At 41.9% G+C, this 17,692-nt stretch carries 18 protein-coding genes; 9 read left to right on the top strand and 9 right to left on the bottom strand.

What is annotated here, in order from left to right:
• Positions 1–17: 17 nt before the first annotated feature.
• The 5 genes from parE to J8Z28_RS03735 are packed head-to-tail and all read right to left on the bottom strand — an operon-like array spanning position 18 to position 4,355.
• Positions 18–1,907 carry a DNA topoisomerase IV subunit B gene (parE, locus tag J8Z28_RS03755; protein WP_054552648.1) on the bottom strand — a complete coding sequence of 630 codons (1,890 nt, stop codon included), beginning with the start codon at positions 1,905–1,907 and terminating at the stop codon, positions 18–20.
• Between the two features lie 33 nt (positions 1,908–1,940).
• Entirely contained in the window at positions 1,941–2,501 is a 561-nt protein-coding gene (locus J8Z28_RS03750) for a YqiA/YcfP family alpha/beta fold hydrolase (RefSeq protein ID WP_055021196.1), read from the bottom strand.
• Entirely contained in the window at positions 2,486–3,268 is a 783-nt protein-coding gene (locus tag J8Z28_RS03745; protein ID WP_250659910.1) for a metallophosphoesterase, read from the bottom strand. The genes J8Z28_RS03750 and J8Z28_RS03745 overlap by 16 nt, the downstream gene beginning before the upstream one ends.
• Positions 3,255–3,713 (bottom strand): DUF1249 domain-containing protein, encoded by a 459-nt coding sequence (locus J8Z28_RS03740; protein ID WP_054562727.1) that lies wholly within the window; start codon positions 3,711–3,713, stop codon positions 3,255–3,257. Before J8Z28_RS03740 ends, J8Z28_RS03745 begins: the two co-directional genes overlap by 14 nt.
• Positions 3,714–3,722: 9 nt before the next feature.
• Complete coding sequence (locus J8Z28_RS03735; RefSeq protein ID WP_054562728.1) at positions 3,723–4,355, bottom strand: NUDIX domain-containing protein; 633 nt, start codon at positions 4,353–4,355, stop codon at positions 3,723–3,725.
• Positions 4,356–4,505: 150 nt separating this feature from the next.
• Here J8Z28_RS03735 and tolC point away from each other — a divergent pair, with 150 nt between their 5' ends.
• The 3 genes from tolC (at position 4,506) to J8Z28_RS03720 (ending at position 7,515) form a co-directional block, all read left to right on the top strand.
• Entirely contained in the window at positions 4,506–5,846 is a 1,341-nt protein-coding gene (gene tolC, locus J8Z28_RS03730) for an outer membrane channel protein TolC (protein ID WP_055021194.1), read from the top strand.
• Between the two features lie 107 nt (positions 5,847–5,953).
• Positions 5,954–6,880 (top strand): LpxL/LpxP family Kdo(2)-lipid IV(A) lauroyl/palmitoleoyl acyltransferase, encoded by a 927-nt coding sequence (gene lpxL, locus J8Z28_RS03725; RefSeq protein ID WP_054562730.1) that lies wholly within the window; start codon positions 5,954–5,956, stop codon positions 6,878–6,880.
• A 59-nt stretch (positions 6,881–6,939) separates the two neighbouring features.
• Entirely contained in the window at positions 6,940–7,515 is a 576-nt protein-coding gene (locus J8Z28_RS03720; protein WP_054562731.1) for a TcpQ domain-containing protein, read from the top strand.
• Here the strand turns inward: J8Z28_RS03720 and glnE are convergent.
• Positions 7,512–10,298 (bottom strand): bifunctional [glutamate--ammonia ligase]-adenylyl-L-tyrosine phosphorylase/[glutamate--ammonia-ligase] adenylyltransferase, encoded by a 2,787-nt coding sequence (gene glnE, locus J8Z28_RS03715; protein ID WP_250659909.1) that lies wholly within the window; start codon positions 10,296–10,298, stop codon positions 7,512–7,514. The two genes, J8Z28_RS03720 and glnE, sit on opposite strands and share 4 nt — an antisense overlap.
• A 72-nt stretch (positions 10,299–10,370) precedes the next feature.
• Between glnE and J8Z28_RS03710 the strand changes: the two genes are divergently transcribed.
• From J8Z28_RS03710 to ruvX, 6 genes are all read left to right on the top strand, one after another.
• A complete protein-coding gene (locus J8Z28_RS03710) occupies positions 10,371–11,264 on the top strand; it encodes a DUF350 domain-containing protein (protein WP_054562733.1) in 894 nt (297 codons plus the stop codon).
• A 28-nt stretch (positions 11,265–11,292) separates the two neighbouring features.
• On the top strand, positions 11,293–11,754 hold the full coding sequence (locus tag J8Z28_RS03705) for a hypothetical protein (protein WP_054562734.1): 462 nt from the start codon (positions 11,293–11,295) through the stop codon (positions 11,752–11,754).
• A 69-nt stretch (positions 11,755–11,823) separates the two neighbouring features.
• Positions 11,824–12,558 (top strand): 16S rRNA (uracil(1498)-N(3))-methyltransferase, encoded by a 735-nt coding sequence (rsmE, locus tag J8Z28_RS03700; protein WP_054562735.1) that lies wholly within the window; start codon positions 11,824–11,826, stop codon positions 12,556–12,558.
• Between the two features lie 68 nt (positions 12,559–12,626).
• Positions 12,627–13,580 (top strand): glutathione synthase, encoded by a 954-nt coding sequence (gshB, locus tag J8Z28_RS03695; RefSeq protein ID WP_250659908.1) that lies wholly within the window; start codon positions 12,627–12,629, stop codon positions 13,578–13,580.
• 24 nt (positions 13,581–13,604) lie between these two features.
• Complete coding sequence (locus J8Z28_RS03690) at positions 13,605–14,162, top strand: YqgE/AlgH family protein (protein ID WP_054562737.1); 558 nt, start codon at positions 13,605–13,607, stop codon at positions 14,160–14,162.
• Positions 14,163–14,182: 20 nt separating this feature from the next.
• Entirely contained in the window at positions 14,183–14,632 is a 450-nt protein-coding gene (gene ruvX, locus J8Z28_RS03685; protein WP_054562738.1) for a Holliday junction resolvase RuvX, read from the top strand.
• Here ruvX and J8Z28_RS03680 read toward each other — a convergent pair.
• Genes J8Z28_RS03680 through J8Z28_RS03670 form a run of 3 tightly spaced genes read right to left on the bottom strand, consistent with a single transcriptional unit; the run spans position 14,629 to position 17,690 of the window.
• Positions 14,629–15,501, bottom strand: a complete 873-nt coding sequence (locus J8Z28_RS03680; RefSeq protein ID WP_235575490.1) for a hypothetical protein — start codon at positions 15,499–15,501, stop codon at positions 14,629–14,631. The genes ruvX and J8Z28_RS03680 overlap by 4 nt on opposite strands.
• Positions 15,502–16,635 (bottom strand): PilT/PilU family type 4a pilus ATPase, encoded by a 1,134-nt coding sequence (locus tag J8Z28_RS03675; RefSeq protein WP_054562739.1) that lies wholly within the window; start codon positions 16,633–16,635, stop codon positions 15,502–15,504.
• 14 nt (positions 16,636–16,649) lie between these two features.
• Positions 16,650–17,690 carry a type IV pilus twitching motility protein PilT gene (locus J8Z28_RS03670; protein WP_250659907.1) on the bottom strand — a complete coding sequence of 347 codons (1,041 nt, stop codon included), beginning with the start codon at positions 17,688–17,690 and terminating at the stop codon, positions 16,650–16,652.
• Between the last annotated feature and the right edge of the window lie 2 nt (positions 17,691–17,692).

Raw genomic sequence — 17,692 nt, 5'->3', positions numbered from 1 at the left:
AGTTGCTACACCCTTTATTAAACTTCTGCGCGGTTACCGTGATCTTCTAACCATTGGCGACGGTCTGACGAACGTTTCTTCGCAAGTAACATATCCATCATTTCCATGGTTTGTTCTTCTTCGTCTAAAGTTAGTTGCACTAAACGACGCGTATTAGGATCCATGGTGGTTTCGCGTAATTGTAACGGGTTCATTTCACCTAACCCTTTGAAGCGTTGAACATTAACCTTACCGCGTTTTTTCTCAGCTTCAATGCGCGCTAAAATACCGTTCTTTTCGTCTTCATCAAGGGCGTAGTAAACCTCTTTACCAATGTCGATACGAAATAGCGGTGGCATAGCTACATACACATGGCCTTGTTTGATAAGCGATGGAAAGTGGCGAACAAACAGCGCACAAAGCAAGGTAGCAATGTGCAATCCATCCGAGTCAGCATCGGCCAAGATACATATTTTGTTATAACGCAGACCAGATAAATCACTTGAATCAGGGTCAATACCCAAAGCGACAGAAATATCATGCACCTCTTGCGATGCTAAAATCTGCCCAGATTCAACTTCCCAGGTATTTAAGATTTTACCGCGCAGCGGCATGATTGCTTGGAATTCACGGTCGCGCGCTTGTTTTGCTGAGCCACCCGCTGAGTCACCCTCTACTAAAAACAGTTCAGTACGGTCATTATCTTGGGCGCTACAGTCAGTTAATTTACCCGGTAATGCAGGGCCTGAGGTAACACGCTTACGCACAACTTTTTTAGCAGCACGTAAACGGCGCTGCGCATTTGAGATACATAACTCAGCTAATAATTCTGCCGTTTCTGTATGCTCGTTTAACCATAAACTAAATGAGTCTTTCACTACACCAGATACAAATGCAGCACATGAGCGAGATGAAAGCTTTTCTTTTGTTTGGCCTGCAAATTGTGGGTCTTGCATTTTAACCGATAATACGTAGCTACAGCGCTCCCAAATATCATCTGGCGTTAACTTTACACCACGCGGTAATAAGTTTCTGAATTCGCAGAATTCACGCATAGCTTCAAGCAAGCCTTGGCGTAAACCATTAACATGCGTACCGCCTTGTGCAGTAGGAATTAAGTTTACATAACTTTCAGCGATTGATTCACCGCCTTCAGGTAGCCATACAACAGCCCAGTCAGCGCCTTCTGTTGAACTTGAAAAGTCACCAATAAACGGCTCTTTTGGTAATACTTCAAAACCTTTAACTGCTTCAACTAGGTAATCTTTTAAACCTGTTTCGTAATACCATTCTTGGCTTTCTTTGGTTTGCTTGTTGGTAAACTTAATGCGCAGGCCTGGGCACAATACCGCTTTGGCTTTTAATAAGTGATTAAGCTTAGTGATAGAAAAGTTAGCTGAGTCAAAATAGCTAGCATCAGGCCAAAAACGCACGGTTGTACCTGTATTACGCTTACCCACAGTGCCAATGACGTTTAAATCTTCAACCTTGTCACCGTTTTCAAAGGCCATACGAAATTGCTGCGCATCACGGCGTACTGTTACTTCAACACGAGTCGATAGCGCATTTACAACCGAAATACCTACCCCGTGTAAACCACCCGAAAACTGATAGTTTTTATTAGAGAACTTACCACCGGCGTGCAGCTTGGTAAAAATAAGTTCCACACCAGGAATACCTTCCTCAGGGTGAATATCAATCGGCATACCACGGCCATCATCGATAACCTCAAGGGAGTTATCTTCATGAAGGATGACATCTATTTTAGTGGCATGACCTGCCATTGCTTCATCGACACTGTTATCGATAACTTCTTGACCTAAATGATTAGGTCGAACCGTGTCGGTATACATACCTGGGCGGCGTTTTACGGGCTCTAATCCGTTTAAGACTTCAATTGCTTCGGCGTTATAATTTTGCTGACTCATAGTTTTTATATCTTTTATGCGCTTAGCTATGTTTTACGTGATTTTAAGAAAATCTACAATACTTGCAAAGGTTTGTTCGAAGCCGATAAAACTATGATCGCCTCCAAATTCAACGTGTTGCTTACACTGAGAATAATATTTAACCGCCTGCTGAAACGGCAGTACTTCATCGCCCGTTTGCTGTAGCAAATAAATCAATGAAGGGGTGTCTAATTGCGGCAAATATAAACTGCGCAATGCATCCATGTGACGGGTACCAAGTTCATAATGACTGTCTTGATACGGGTTATAATTTTCCCCTAAATAATTATCGAGTAACTCAAATGGGCGAACTGCAGGGTTAATGACCACTGCAGGGATCGAATAACGTTGCGACAAATAGGTCGCATAAAAACCGCCTAATGAACTACCTAGTAATACAGTATCATCATTTAGCAGTTGTTCTAATTGTAAAATTGCATGTAATGGCTCATGAGTTAATCGCGGCACCTGATAATCGACATCAAATTGCGCCATGTGCTCACCAAAACGAACTGCTTTGTAAGATTGCTCAGAGCTATTAAAGCCATGAATATAAATTACTCGTTTAGCCATACTACATCCGTGCTTAACAGTAAGTTTTGTTGCTCATCAATTATTAAGTCGATGATTCGAAATGCGGGGCCCAAATCCTCTTGCTGCCACGCCATAGTGTGTTTGGTAAACTGTATTGAGCTGGCCGGTGTCGCATACACACTAAGATTACGGTAGGTTTGCGTGTACCCATGATGCACATGACCATGAAATATCCCCACACACTGCTCAGTATTAACACAGGTATTTAAAAACTGCGGGCCATTTTCTAGCATATGTTTATCTAGGTAGGCTTGAATAGGCAGCGGGTTATGGTGACAAAACACCACGCTAGGTACCTGCCCTACCGCTTGGCTTAATTCATCTAAATGCGTTTGTGTTACCCAACCTGCTGGCGTTGGGCCTTTTGAGTTTGCCAACAGCAGCTGCCCACCTAAAAAGGTTATTCGCTTATTGTTTAAAATTTGCGGGCTTGTAAGCTTTTCATATTCGGCAAGTTCATCATGATTACCCGGCAACCAAAACACCGGACAACTCAGCGCTGAGTCTGCTATTAATTTAGCAAAAAGCTGGTAAGACTCAGTGCTGTGATCTTGTGTTAAATCACCACCAAATACCACACAATCCACATCGAGCTCAGCAATAGCCTGTAAACAGCGCCCAAAATACGCTGCCGTATTTACGTTAAAGTATTCACCCGTTGTGTCTTTTGATAAGTGGCAATCAGTGATATGGGCAACTTTCAGTGCTGTTTTATCAAAATGGTAGGCGTTACTAAACCAAGCCATTATTTACATCCCAATTTAAAACTGCTCGGCCATTTTCAACACAAGCCACCAGCCAGTCATATAAGAAGGCGTTAAGCTGATATTTTTCATCTTTTTGATGCATATTCGGATTCGGGTAAGCATAGGAAGGCTTGATGCGCTGATGAAAATCATGATGCACAATTTCAGCGACTTTCGCATCATGATACATGCGCACAGTTAAATACAATGGCTTAACCGAAGGTAAATGACCGGCTTCTTGTTTGATAGAAATATCTGTGGTGTATTTTGCTGTATCGTCAACTTTAACCGCAAAAGTACTGTGCCCTAATTGTACCTTTCGTTCCTGACCTATACGGCGCTCATTGGGTAATAGCTTGAGCGCACGCACGTAATTATGCTCACACAAAGTTAAGTACTTAGGTAAGCTTTGAATATAACGCTGCTGGGCACTGACGTACGACAAAATAATCCCCTATGAGTTTTTCCAATCAGACAGTATACGTTGCTTATTCAGTGCTAACCACTGTAATGAGATAACTGTCGCTGCATTGTCTATTTCACCCTGTTCTAGACGCAGCATAGCTTCATCGTATGACATTACATGGGTTTTGATATCTTCATCTTCATTATCAAGGCCAAAAATACCGCCTTGATACCCTGCTAAGTCAGTGCGCGCTAAATATAAATACAAACGCTCAGTGGTGCCGCCGGGGCTTGAAAGATACGACATCATAAATTCCAGCTCGTTAAGCTCAATACCGGCTTCTTCGAATGCTTCGCGCTTCGCTACATCTTCATAATCAGTACTGCCATCTGCCATGCCTGCAATACACTCAAGTAACCAAGGTGACTGCTTTGATGCGAGCGCTCCGATTCTGATTTGTTCGATTAATAAAACTTGGTCAGTCTTAGGGTCATAAGGAAGTACAGCAACAGCATGGCCACGCTCTAAAATTTCGCGTTTAACTTCTACTGATTTACCACCAGCAAACAATGCATGATGAAAGCGATAAGTATTAATTTTAAAGAAACCATCATAAACACGCTCAATCGGCTTTAACTCTATGTCATCATGATTAAATTGTGAGATTGCTGATATTTTCATTCACTATTTCCTTTGCGTTTTAAGTAAATGTTACGGCCAATTATATTCTGTTACACTTGGACATGCAGATTTACGTAATTTTTTTTTGGTTATTCATTAAAAAAGAGTACCATGGTCACAGTACAAAATTGTCTAAGGACTGAACGAACAATGAAAAAAACACTACTCGCTGCGCTGATCGGGTTTTCAAGCGCACTGACTGCAACAGCTAGTTACGCTGAAGACTTACTACAAGTTTACGAAATTGCGACAGCAAACGATCCTACCGTACTTAAAGCAAAAGCCCAAGCAGATGCACAAGCCTATGAGAGCGATCGCGCGTTAAGTGCACTATTACCACAAATTGGTTTAAGCCTTGGTTACCAATCAACCAAATCAGATCTTTACGAGGGTAATGATGCTACGGGTTATGCAGGTTATGACTATGATCCTGATGAATTTAGCCGTGGTATTAGCTTAAACCAAACGCTGTTTGATTTAGGTGCATGGAATTCACTCGGTATTGCAGATAAACAAGCATTACAAGCAAACGCTCAGTATGATTTTGCACGCCAAGACTTAATTGTTCGTGTTGCTGAAGGTTACTTCAACGTACTAAGCGCAATCGATAACCTTGAGTTTGTTCAAGCAGAAAAACGTGCCATCGAGCGCCAATTACAACAAACTAAAGAGCGTTATGCAGTAGGTTTAACAGCTATCACTGACGTACACGAAGCGCAAGCTCAGTACGATAACTCTGTAGCACAAGAAATCGTTGCTAAGAACAGTGTTGAAACAGCGCGTGAGCAACTTCGCGAAATCACTGGTAAATACCACGCGAAATTAGACATGTTGAATACTGAAACGTTTTCAACTGTTGCACCTAAAAAGCAGTCAACTGACTACATTGAAATTGCAAAAGACCAAAACTTAAATCTGCAAGTTTCAAAAGTAACGGTTGATATTGCTAAAGATCAAATCGATTTAGCAAAAGCAGGTCACTATCCGAAGCTAACATTAAGTGCTTCATACGGTGACAGCCTAACTGATCTAAACAGCAACTCACACCAGCCACGCGAAGATAGTACAAGTATTGGTGTTAACTTCAGCCTACCTATCTACTCAGGTGGTGCAACAACAGCAGCGACAGATCAAGCACGCGCTTTCTATGTTGCGGCAAGTGAAGATTTAGAAGCAAGCTTACGTGCAGTAACTCGTTCGGTTATCACATCGTACAACCAAGTAGTGTCTGACATTGCTACTTATAAAGCGCTACAACAAGCTGTTGTTTCTGCTGAAAGTGCGCTTAAAGCAACTGAAGCAGGCTTTGAAGTTGGTACACGTACTATCGTAGACGTACTGATCAGCACGCAAAACCTTTACAATGCAAAAAGTAATTTAGCAAACGTTCGTTACCGCTATGTTGTTTCAACACTTCGCTTGAAACAAGCTGCTGGTACACTAACTAGCGAAGACCTTGTTGCAATTAACCAAGGTTTAAAAGAAATCTAAGCATTTCTTCTATAAAGTCCTTATTGTAAAGCCAGCCTCGTGCTGGCTTTTTTGTGTTTTTAAGGACATACAGTTAAACTAGCTTTTTTATTTTTAGAGATTTTTTTGTGGTTAGTTCATCTCCTTTTAAAGCGTCTTTTTTAGGCCCTCGTTACTGGTTAACTTGGATTGGCGTGTTCTTTTTATATCTTATCTCTTGGTTACCACATAAATTACAACTAGCGCTTGGAAAACTGCTTGGCCGTTTAGTACACCGCTTTATGAAACGTCGTCGCCATATTGCTGAGGTAAACATTCGTTTATGTTTTCCTGATATGCCAGAGCATGAACAACGCGAACTAGTTCGAAAGAATATGGAAAATACCGGTATTGCAATGATGGAAACCGGCATGGCTTGGTGGTGGCCCCAGTGGCGAATCAATAAAGTGTTTGGTTCTGTTAAAGGCCTAGAGCACTTTGAAAAAGCTCAGCAATCAGGTAAAGGTGTGCTGTTGCTTGTGCCACACTTTTTACACCTAGAAATGGCGAGCCGTATTATGGGTGTTAAACACCAAGGTATTGGCTTTTATCGCCCGCATAACAACCCTTTAATGGAATATTTCACGACTAACGGTCGTCTTCGTTCTAACGAATACTTAATTGGCAAAAAAGATGTTAAAGGCTTACTGCAAGCGCTTAAAAATAAAAAGGTTTGCTACTATTTGCCAGATCAAGATTACGGCCGTAACCGCTGCGAATTTGCGCCTTTTTATGCGGTAAAAGAAGCAGCAACAACAACAGGAACGCTGTTATTTTCAAGTAGCCGTAACTGCGAAACAGTAAGCTTAACGAGCCGTCGTGATGAAGAGGGTCGCTACCATCTAGAGGTATTACCTGCACTTGAAAACTTCCCAAGTGGCGATGACCTTGCAGACGTAACCCACGTAAATCAGCGTATGGAACAAGCTATAGATTTAGCGCCTGAGCAGTATATGTGGCTTCACCGTCGCTTTAAAACTCGCCCTGATAAGAATGCACCTTCTTATTACAAGTAGAGTGACATTTTACCGTTTGTATGGTTTTATAAAGCTAATCAACAACAAGAGTATTAGAAATGTGGTTTTGGGTTAAGCATTTATCATTAGCTGTTATTTTGATTGCTGCTGCTATTTACTTTTTATTTGGTAGTGGTCCAGTAATGGACATTAAAGATACCAAAAATGCTGCAGCGCAAGGATTATCGCGCTTTTATGCGGCGCTACGTAACCAAGTAAATAACAAGAATAATGAGCGCGATAAATACGTTCTTAAATTACCTACGCCAGAAACCAGCTTAGATGTCGCACTTTTTGAACGCGAAAAAGTCGTAGAGCCTTCATCACCTAACTGGACTGGTGATATTCAACCGCGCCGCTTTGAAAATGGTAACACCTTAAAAGATGTACTCTCTGACTATGCTCGTCACGAAGATATCGTACTGTACTGGTATTTAAGCAAAGACTATGTTGTAAAAGATCATTTTCGCGTTGATAGTAACTTTGTCTCAACCCTTTATCAGGTTGGCCGCGCCATCAACGATGATTTCGAAAATGAGGTTTACACCTATTTTTGCTTTAAGCAAAGAGCCGCAGTTATCACTGAGCTGCCCTCTGCTTATGTGCGCGAAAACTGCCGTCGCTTAAAAAGCTAAAACACCTGTTGCCACGCCTGACTTACTAATTCGATGTGCTGAGTTAACTCAGCACGTTGCGCACAACGCCCTTGCTGATTCAAACTCATTACATGATAACGTGAACGATAGGCAATATACGCAGCCACTAATTCTTGCTGCATTTGCTCAGTAATACAGCCTAAACGTGCAGCATCAGCTAAAATACGCACATTGTCAGACCAGGTCGTTAGCTCAGAGTGCTGCATTGCATTATTCAGCACCAGATACTGAGTGATAAACTCAATATCTGTGATACCGCCCCTATCTTGCTTTAAATCAAACAGATCATCATTACCTTTAGCAAGGTGAGCGCGCATTTTTTCACGCATCTCAACCACATCAGTCTTAAGCTTCTCATTATCGCGGGTTTGGCACAAAACGTCTTTGCGGATTTGTGCAAAACGCTCTCGCAACGAATCTTGCCCATAAATCATGCGTGAACGAACCAAAGCTTGATGTTCCCAGGTCCATGCTTGAGTTTGCTGATAGTGGTAGTAACTTTCTAAATTAATAGCTAGTAAACCCGATGCCCCTTCAGGACGTAAACGAGTATCAAGCTCATACAATATGCCTGACGCAGTTCGCGTGTTGAATAGGTGCATTAATCGCTGTGCAAGCTTTAAGTAAAACTGACGCGAATCAATCGACTTATCACCATCGGTATAACTGCTGCCATCGTGGTTATGCACAAATACCAGATCTAAGTCTGAATCGTAGCCAACTTCAAAGCCGCCAGTTTTGCCGTAAGCAATAACAGCAAAGCCCTTTTCTTGATCTGAGGTATTCGCCGGCCGACCAAAGCGCTCGACACATGCATGCCATGCAATATTGACCGCTTGCTCTACAATAGCCTCAGCAAGCGCAGTAAGGTGATCGCTAACCTTCATCACACTCAGTACACCGGTTGCATCGGCTGCAGCAATGCGTAACTGATGCGTTTGTTTAAACTGACGAAGTGCTTCCATTTGCAGCTCTAAGTCGCCATGCTCTATACGCAAGAAATACTGTCTAATTTCATCTTTGTAAGCAGATAAAGGCGTCGGTTTATAAAGCACCTGGGGGTCAATCAGCTCATCAAGTAAAATTGGGTAACGAGAGATATGCTCGCCAATCCATTTACTATGGCAGCAAAGTGCAACCAATTGATTTAACGCCCCTGGGTTTTCGTATAACAGCTCTAGGTAGGCAGTTCGTGAGATGATCTTATTCAACACTTGGCAGATCATGGTAAAAGCGTCGCTACTGGCTTTTGTAACTGTTAACTGTTTAAGTAAAAGCGGCATTAATTTGTCGAGGATATCACGACCTCGACTGCCAATTTTCGCCTTAGTTAAGCGCGCTTTAAAATCTTCAAGCGCCGCTTGCCAGTCAAGATTTGGCTCACACATCAGGCTAACATCTGTCATTTCCCAAGCGCTAATGTACTCACTTTCACACGGATCTGCCGTTTCGCTTTCAAAGCCAATCACTTGTTCGAACTCACCATGTACTTGAGACATGGTCTGCTCAATGCTAGTTAAACACTGATCAAAATCATCTTTATTGAGCAAATAGCATAAACGCTGCTGGTTTAACTCGTCATCAGGTAGGGTTTGCGTTTGCTTATCATCGAAAATCTGTAGGTACTGCTCAATTTGACGTAAGTCTAAATAGTTTTGTTTTAATAACTCAGCTTCTTTATTCGACATCACTTGGTTGTTAACCAGCTCTTTTAAAGCAACCAGTAATGACTGAGTTTGTAGGTTCGCTTCACGGCCACCTCGGACCATTTGCAGCGCTTGTACTACAAACTCTACTTCTCGAATGCCGCCAGCACCTAATTTGATATTGTTTGTAAGGCGCTTTCGGCGTACCTCTTGAGCAATCATTTGCTTCATCTTGCGCAGCGATTCAATCACCGAAAAATCAATATAGCGGCGGTACACAAACGGCCTTAGCAATTCATAAAACTCATCCCAATACCTATTTTCTGTGCCAATTAATCGCCCTTTTAGCATGGCGTAGCGTTCCCACTCACGTCCTTGTTCTTGGTAATAATCTTCCATTGCATGAAAACTCATTACCAAAGGCCCACTTTCACCAAATGGGCGCAGGCGCATATCAACCCGAAACACTTGGCCATTTACCGTGGTTTGGTTAAGCGCCATAATTAGCTTTTGCGCCACTTTGGTATAAAAAACTTGCGCTTCAATGGAGCGGCGCCCCCCTTGCGTTGCAACATCGCGAGGGTAAGAAAAAATTAAATCTATGTCAGATGAGTAGTTAAGCTCTCCCCCACCAAGTTTGCCCATACCTAAAACTAACATTGGCATTGCATTATCGTCATCATCAAGCGGCATGCCACTGACTTTTGCGACCTGCGCAAAGGCCCACTGATTGGCACTATCGATAAGCTGGTTTGCAAGGGCCGAGATATAAGCGATGCTATCGGCAATTGGGTTTGCACAGCACAAATCAAGAAAAGCCACTTTCAACCAGTATTTTTCTCGATACAAACGTAACTTTGCCAGCGCAGCATTGTCATCCAGTTCATTGATTTCAGAATTACTTAACGGAGCTTCAACTGCACGATTAGCGAGCTCCTTATCATCAAGTAACCAGTCTTTTAAATCAGGCTGAGATTGTAAGCAGTTCCACGCAAAGTCACTTAAAGACAGCAAGTTAATAATCTTTTGTTGCTCAGTTTGCCCCTCATACAAGCTCGCGAAGCGGGTTTGGCCTAACTGATGAAGTGACTCGGGAAGCGCGTGTAAATTACTCATTAAATACTCTCTTTTAACTTGCCAATAACCGTACTAGAATGATTATCAAAGAATTATTTAGCAGGGACCTGCATGTCATATTTATCACTATCTAACACTAGTTTAGTCGCGATTGCTATTAGTTTCGCTGTAATTTGCGTCACTATAGTACTGCTACGTATTCTAACGCAAATCAAAGCAAAACAAGCGCTTAAAGAAGAGCTTGCGCAACATGATAACTTTGCCATGGGGATCAGCTTTGCCAGCGAAATTATGGTCGTTATAGCCACTATCGCTTATATATTTGATGAAATTAGCTTAAGTGCAGCCCAATCTAACCCGCTAAAAGTACTTTTACTCATTGTGCTGTTGTTTGCCTTTATAAAAATAGGCCATTTAATTCATCGTAAATGGATTTTGCATCGCTTTAATGAAGAAGCAGCCATTCTAAAGCAAAATGTCTGCGCTGCTTTAGTTGATTCAGGCATGTTAATCGCAAACTGCATTATCGCTCTTGGCCTTTATAACTGGTGCCATACCCAAGGTTACAGCAGCTTATTGATCGCCACTGTGAGCTTTTTTGTGCTGCAAGGTATGTTTGCCCTTGATAGTAAAATTCGTGAATATCGCTTTGCAAAAGCCAACCAAGGTGCATCACTACAAAGTAACTTTAACCTTGAAAATACCTCTATTGGCATTCGCTACGCGGGTAAGTCTATCGGCCTAGCACTTGCGGGCTATGCTGGTCTTGCCAGTGCATCATTTATTAGTGGTAAGATGGTAGAAAATTTATTCACTCTAGTATCTCATTGCGGTGCAATGTGGGTATTGTTATATATTTTGAGCTACATTATTAAATATATCTCTCTACCTAATATCGACACATCGTTAGAAGTAGATCACCAAGATAACATTGGCATAGCCTGTATAGAGTTTGCCGTTTTCGGTGCAATAGGCTATTTACTAATAAGTATGTTTTCAATTTGATACGGAAGTATTTGAATCGTGAGGCATTATGCCCTTTAAAGTTAATAATTATTTATTAGTTGATATAGATGATGAGTTTAGCCGCGCATTTGCTCAGCACTACTTTGCAAATGCCGAAAATTCAACTCTAGTTGTGGCTGGCGCTAATAGCCGCCATATGGTTAAACTCATGTTTGATCAACTCGTTAAGGATTATTGCTATTGCGATTTTAGTAATGAAATTAGTGTCTCAGAACTCGCCAGCTATTTACATGAACACCACGATATTCAAGGTGTACTGATTAATCAGACTGACTATCAACTGGCGAATGATGCACAAAAATTTATTTATAACTCACTTCACAAAATACGTTACTTAGTGCAACAAGATGGACATAGTTTTAGTTTTACACCTTGCCCGGATGCTGCTCACATTAACCACCTTTCTTGCCAATCTGAGATTGCCGAAACCACTGCACATGTTTTAAGTGCCAAAGACGAATTTAAATAACAAATAAATAATTGCACCTAAGCCGCTGTATACTTACCATATTGCTAAATTTATTGATAAGTGACAGCCATGCGAGTTCCACATATTTACCAACCTTCAGCGATTTCTTTAAACACCCCAGTAGCACTTGATGATGATGCAGCAGGTCATGTTGGCCGTGTATTGCGTATGCAAGTCGGTGATAAGGTTTCGATTTTTAATGGTGAAGGAGGTGAATACCTCAGTGAAATTATTGAAGTCAGCAAAAAAAATGTCGTCGTTGAGCCTCAGGAGTTTGTTGATCATGATGTTGAATCGCCTTTAAAAATTCACTTGGGCCAAGGCATTTCTCGTGGCGATAAAATGGATTTCACTATTCAAAAATCTGTTGAACTGGGTATCACAGAAATCACCCCAATTTTTAGCCAACGTTGTGGCGTAAAACTAAGTGGTGACAGACTGCAGAAAAAACATCAACAATGGCAAAAAATTGCAATTGCCGCCGCAGAACAATCAGGCCGTAATTTTGTGCCTGTTGTACACCCTCCTATCGATATAAAAGAGTGGCTAGAACAAGCAAGTGAGGCGATTAAACTTACTTTGCACCCGCGTGCTGAGCACAGTATTAAAACTATTCAAGTACCAAACGAAGGAGTGCGCTTTTTAGTCGGCCCAGAAGGTGGATTTACCGATGCAGAAATTGACATTGCTAAACAGCAAAACTTTGTTGATATTCGCTTAGGCCCACGTGTTCTGCGAACAGAAACAGCCGCTCTGACGGTATTGAGCGCATTACAATTACAGTTTGGCGATTTAGCGAATTGAAAACCGTAAAAATACCCATATATCAAAGTAACAAAACATAGTATGGCATACGATTCTAAGGCAAAAATATGGCAATTAAGCTAGGCATAATCTCTGATCCAATTAGTGGCTTTAATATTAAAAAAGACACTGGCTTTGCAATGATGATGGAAGCGCAACAGCGCGGTTACGAAATTTACTACATGGAAATGGATGACCTTTCTCTACGTCAAGGTCAAGGCTTTGCAACAGCCGCCAAAGCCCGTGTGTTTGATGATGTAAATCACTGGTATGAATTAGAAGAAAAAGCCACCATTGCTTTAGCAGATTTAGACGTTATTTTAATGCGTAAAGATCCGCCTTTTGATACTGAGTACATCTACGCTACCTATATTTTAGAGCGTGCTGAGCAAGCTGGCACGCTTATAATCAATAAGCCGCAAAGCTTACGCGATGCTAACGAAAAGCTATTCACAGCTTGGTTTAGCGAACATACGCCAGATACTTTAGTAACACGTAGCCAAGCAGACATTCGTGCATTTTTAGCTGAGCATAAAGATATTATTTTAAAACCGCTAGATGGTATGGGTGGTGCATCTATCTTTAGAGTTAAAGAAGATGATGCCAATATTGGTGTGATCTGCGAAACGCTAACCGAACATGGTAGTCGTTTTGCAATGGCACAAAACTATATTCCTGAAATCAAGCAAGGCGATAAACGCGTACTTGTGGTTGATGGTGAAGTAATGCCGTATTGCCTAGCTCGTATTCCACAAAATGGCGAAACGCGCGGTAACTTGGCAGCAGGTGGTAGAGGTGAAGCACGCCCGATTAGCGATTCAGACCGTAAAATTGCAGAGGCTGTAGCACCTACGCTGAAAGAAAAAGGCCTTATTTTTGTTGGTCTAGATATCATTGGCGACCGTTTAACTGAAATCAATGTCACTGCGCCAACGTGTGTAAAAGAGATTGAAGCCGCTTATAACATTTCAATCACTGGTCACTTATTTGATGCCATTGAAAGAAAACTGAGCCATACTTAAATTAAACAACAAAAGGGGCGACCTATGCAGTCATTAGAGAATCACTTCTTAATCGCAATGCCGAGCATGCAAGACCCTTTTTTTAAGCGTGCTGTCACTTACATTTGTGAGCACAATCAAGATGGTGCGATGGGCTTGGTAATTAACCAGCCTATCAATATCACCGTGGGCGAGCTACTCGATAAAATCGAAATTGATAACGACAAAAGCAAGCAAGCTGCAGGTTTAGCTGTGTACGCAGGCGGACCTGTAAAAACCGATCGCGGATTTGTTTTGCACTCACCAAAGCCAGGTTATGCAGCGAGTCAAAAACTTAGTAGTGATATTATGATCACCACTTCAAAAGATGTGTTAGCAAGCCTAACCACGAGTGAAGCACCTGAACAATTTATTATCACACTGGGTTATGCTGGTTGGGATCAAGGGCAGCTAGAGCAAGAACTGCTAGAGAATTCATGGTTAATTATCAAAGCAGATCCTGAGATCATCTTTAACACACCCGTTGAAAAACGCTGGGAAAAAGCCGTTTCTATGCTGGGTTTTGATATCGGGCAATTAAGCTCTGAAGCTGGCCACGCCTAACATTTATAAATTTTAAGACTATGACAAAACGAACTTTTAAGCCACTCGGTGAACGCACCGTAATGGGTTTTGACTTTGGCACCAAAAGTATTGGTATTGCCATTGGTCAAGAGCTCACAGGAACAGCATCAAGCTTACAAGCTGTAAAAGCGAGAGATGGGATCCCTGATTGGCAACTTATTAAAAAACAAGTGGATGAGTGGCAACCTGATTTAATGGTGGTTGGTTTACCGCTTAATATGGATGGCACCAATCAAGAAGTTACTTTTAAAGCTAAGAAGTTCGCAAACCGCTTACACAACCACTTTGCTATACCGGTTGAAACGCAGGATGAACGACTAACAACAGCAGATGCCAAAGCCCGTTTATTTGAACAAGGTGGCTACCGAAACCTTGGTAAAGGTAATGTGGATAATATGTCAGCGGTGATCATCTTAGAAAGCTTTTTTGAGCAGTTTTATGGCGACTAAGGCGCTTTATTAATCACCGTATAGTTGTTTAAATCTGGAATGAAGCCTGCCTCTCGGTAGGCTTTTTCAATTGCGCCTGTTTTACGAAGCTGCGCAAGCCCTTTTTGAATTGCAACAAAAGCCGCTTTTCCATCGGGGTGACTCTTCGAAATAATAAAATGACGGCTATCATTAAGCTGGAGCACTAGGTTTGGCACAGCTACCAGTTCAATGTTTTCTAATGTGTAGCGATTATTGAGGCTAGGCATTAAGGGCATCATCATAAAATCAACCCACTGCATCGATACAGTGCGGACTTGCCCAAGCCACTCATCTTCTCTGAGCAACTCTTTTAAGGGCAGAGCAGATAACGTTTGCCAATCGGTTTGCCAGCGTGGCGTTGACACTGCGGTTAATTGTTTAAAGTCAGCAAGCTGTTTTACTTGCTGCACTTTCTTATTGTTCGGTGAAGTGAATATACCCGCAAAATACTCACCATCTCTAATCACAGGATCAGAGATATATACCGACTCAACTAGCTGCTTTGCATCAACAGACCAAACACTATCGAAGCTTAATAGTAGCTGGCCATCTTCTAACAGCTTGGTATTGCGATAATTAACATTGCCTTTGTGATAACGAAATGGCTTGGTAAAACCGCCTAAACTCAATGCTTGTTGAGCTATGATCATATCGACCACATCACGGCGAATGTAAGCACCACTGAAGTCTTTAACTTCAAGAGGTTTGCGACCATTCAAAAAGCGACTGTAATCGTCATAAACATCATCGCGAATAAAAATAACCACACTTTTATTATCATTGCCATATACCTGAAAGGTACTCAGCAATAAAAATAACCAACCGATTAAATTTACTCGCAAACACATTTATTCGTCACTCTTTCCATCAAGACCATCGATAGTCACGCCTTGTAAGAAGCCCGCACCACTTTGTTCATTGTTTTGCAGCTTAATCATTAGGCGTAAGTCATTTGGCGAGTCAGCATGGTGTAACGCATCAGCGTAGTTAATACGGCGCTGTTTATAAAGCTCAAATAAGGCTTGGTCAAAGGTCTGCATGCCCATTTCTTTCGATTTAGCCATGGTTTCTTTGATAGAGCCAATATCACCACGCTTGATGAGCTCTGCCACCATAGGTGAATTAAGCAAAATCTCGATAGCAGCAACACGCCCTTCCCCATCGGAAGTTGGCACCAACTGCTGAGCAACAATGGCGCGAAGGTTAAGTGCTAAGTCGTACTTTAACTTATCGTGCTTTTCTTTTGGTACTAAGTGCATGATACGGTCAATGGCTTGGTTGGCATTATTCGCATGCAGTGTCGCCACACACAAATGACCCGTCTCGGCAAAGCTGAGTGCGTATTCCATGGTTTCTTGTGAACGGATCTCACCAATTAAGATCACATCAGGTGCTTGACGTAACGAGCTTTTTAGAGCTGATTCAAAGCTTTCTGTATCTAAGCCTACTTCACGTTGGGTAATGATACTTTTACGATGTTCGTGAACAAACTCTATAGGATCTTCAATAGTAAGAATATGACCACGTTGATTGCGGTTACGATAACCTAAAAGCGCAGCGAGCGAGGTTGATTTACCCGTGCCTGTACCACCTACAAACAGCACTAAACCACGTTTTGCCATAATCACGTCGGTTAATGTTGATGGCAAACCTAGTTCGTTGACATCTGGGATTTGCGTCACGATACGGCGAATAACCATACCCGCTCTATCACGCTGCCAAAAGGCAGAAACACGGAAACGGCCTTCATCAGTCGCAATTGCAAAGTTACACTCTTTACTGTCATGAAATTCTTTGCGCTGTTTGTCGTTCATTGCTGACTCGACCAAAGCGAGTGAATCCTCATCAGAGAGCTTCTCATCGCTTAAAGGTATTAATTCACCGTTTACTTTTGCACTGACAGGCAGCTGGCTCGAAACAAACAAGTCTGAGCCTTTTTTGTCGATCATAACTTGTAAAAAATGATTTAAAGGTAAAGACATTTTAAATAGCTCCGTTAACCACCAAATTGGGTTTTATCTTGCGCTTTAGCTCGCGCATCATTGGTTGTAATAATGCCGTAGTTAACTAAGTTTGCTAAACATTGATCCATGGTCTGCATACCATGCGATGCACCGGTTTGAATTGATGAATACATTTGTGCAATTTTATCTTCACGGATCAGATTTCGAATTGCAGGAATACCTATCATGATCTCGTGAGCTGCAACTCGGCCACCGCCCACTTTTTTTAGTAAAGTTTGCGAGATTACGGCACGTAATGATTCTGACAACATTGAACGTACCATGTCTTTTTCTTCACCTGGGAATACGTCAATGATACGGTCAATGGTTTTTGGTGCTGATGTGGTATGCAAGGTACCAAACACCAAGTGACCTGTTTCTGCTGCGGTCATCGCTAAGCGAATCGTTTCAAGGTCACGCAGCTCACCCACTAAGATTACATCCGGATCTTCACGTAGTGCACTTCTAAGTGCATTAGAGAAGCTATGCGTATCACGGTGAACTTCACGCTGGTTAATAAGGCTCAGCTTATTCTCATGTACGAATTCGATTGGATCTTCAATAGTTAAAATATGGTGATGCTTATTTTGGTTAATATAATCAACCATCGCCGCTAATGTGGTTGATTTACCCGACCCCGTTGGCCCGGTGACTAGCACCAAACCACGAGGATTATCGGAAATGGTTTTAAAAATATCAGGCGCACCTAAATCATCCAGTGTTAAAACATCACTTGGGATAGTACGAAACACCGCCGCAGGGCCACGGTTTGAGTTAAATGCGTTAACACGAAAACGCGCAAGGTTTGGTACTTCGAAAGAAAAATCCACTTCGAGATTTTGTTCGTAGTCCTTACGCTGATTATCGTTCATAATATCGTATACCAGACTATTTACATCTTTTTGTTCTAATGCTGGAATATTAATACGACGCACATCACCATCAACACGTATCATAGGTGATACGCCTGATGACAAGTGTAAATCCGAGGCTTTGTGTTGCACACTAAAGACCAATAATTCGGTAATATCCATTT

The sequence above is a fragment of the Pseudoalteromonas sp. SCSIO 43088 genome (genome assembly GCF_023650795.1).
Classification (GTDB): Bacteria; Pseudomonadota; Gammaproteobacteria; order Enterobacterales; family Alteromonadaceae; genus Pseudoalteromonas; species Pseudoalteromonas shioyasakiensis.
Note: the sequence above shows the minus strand (reverse complement) of the source record. Positions and strands in the feature narration are given on the sequence as shown.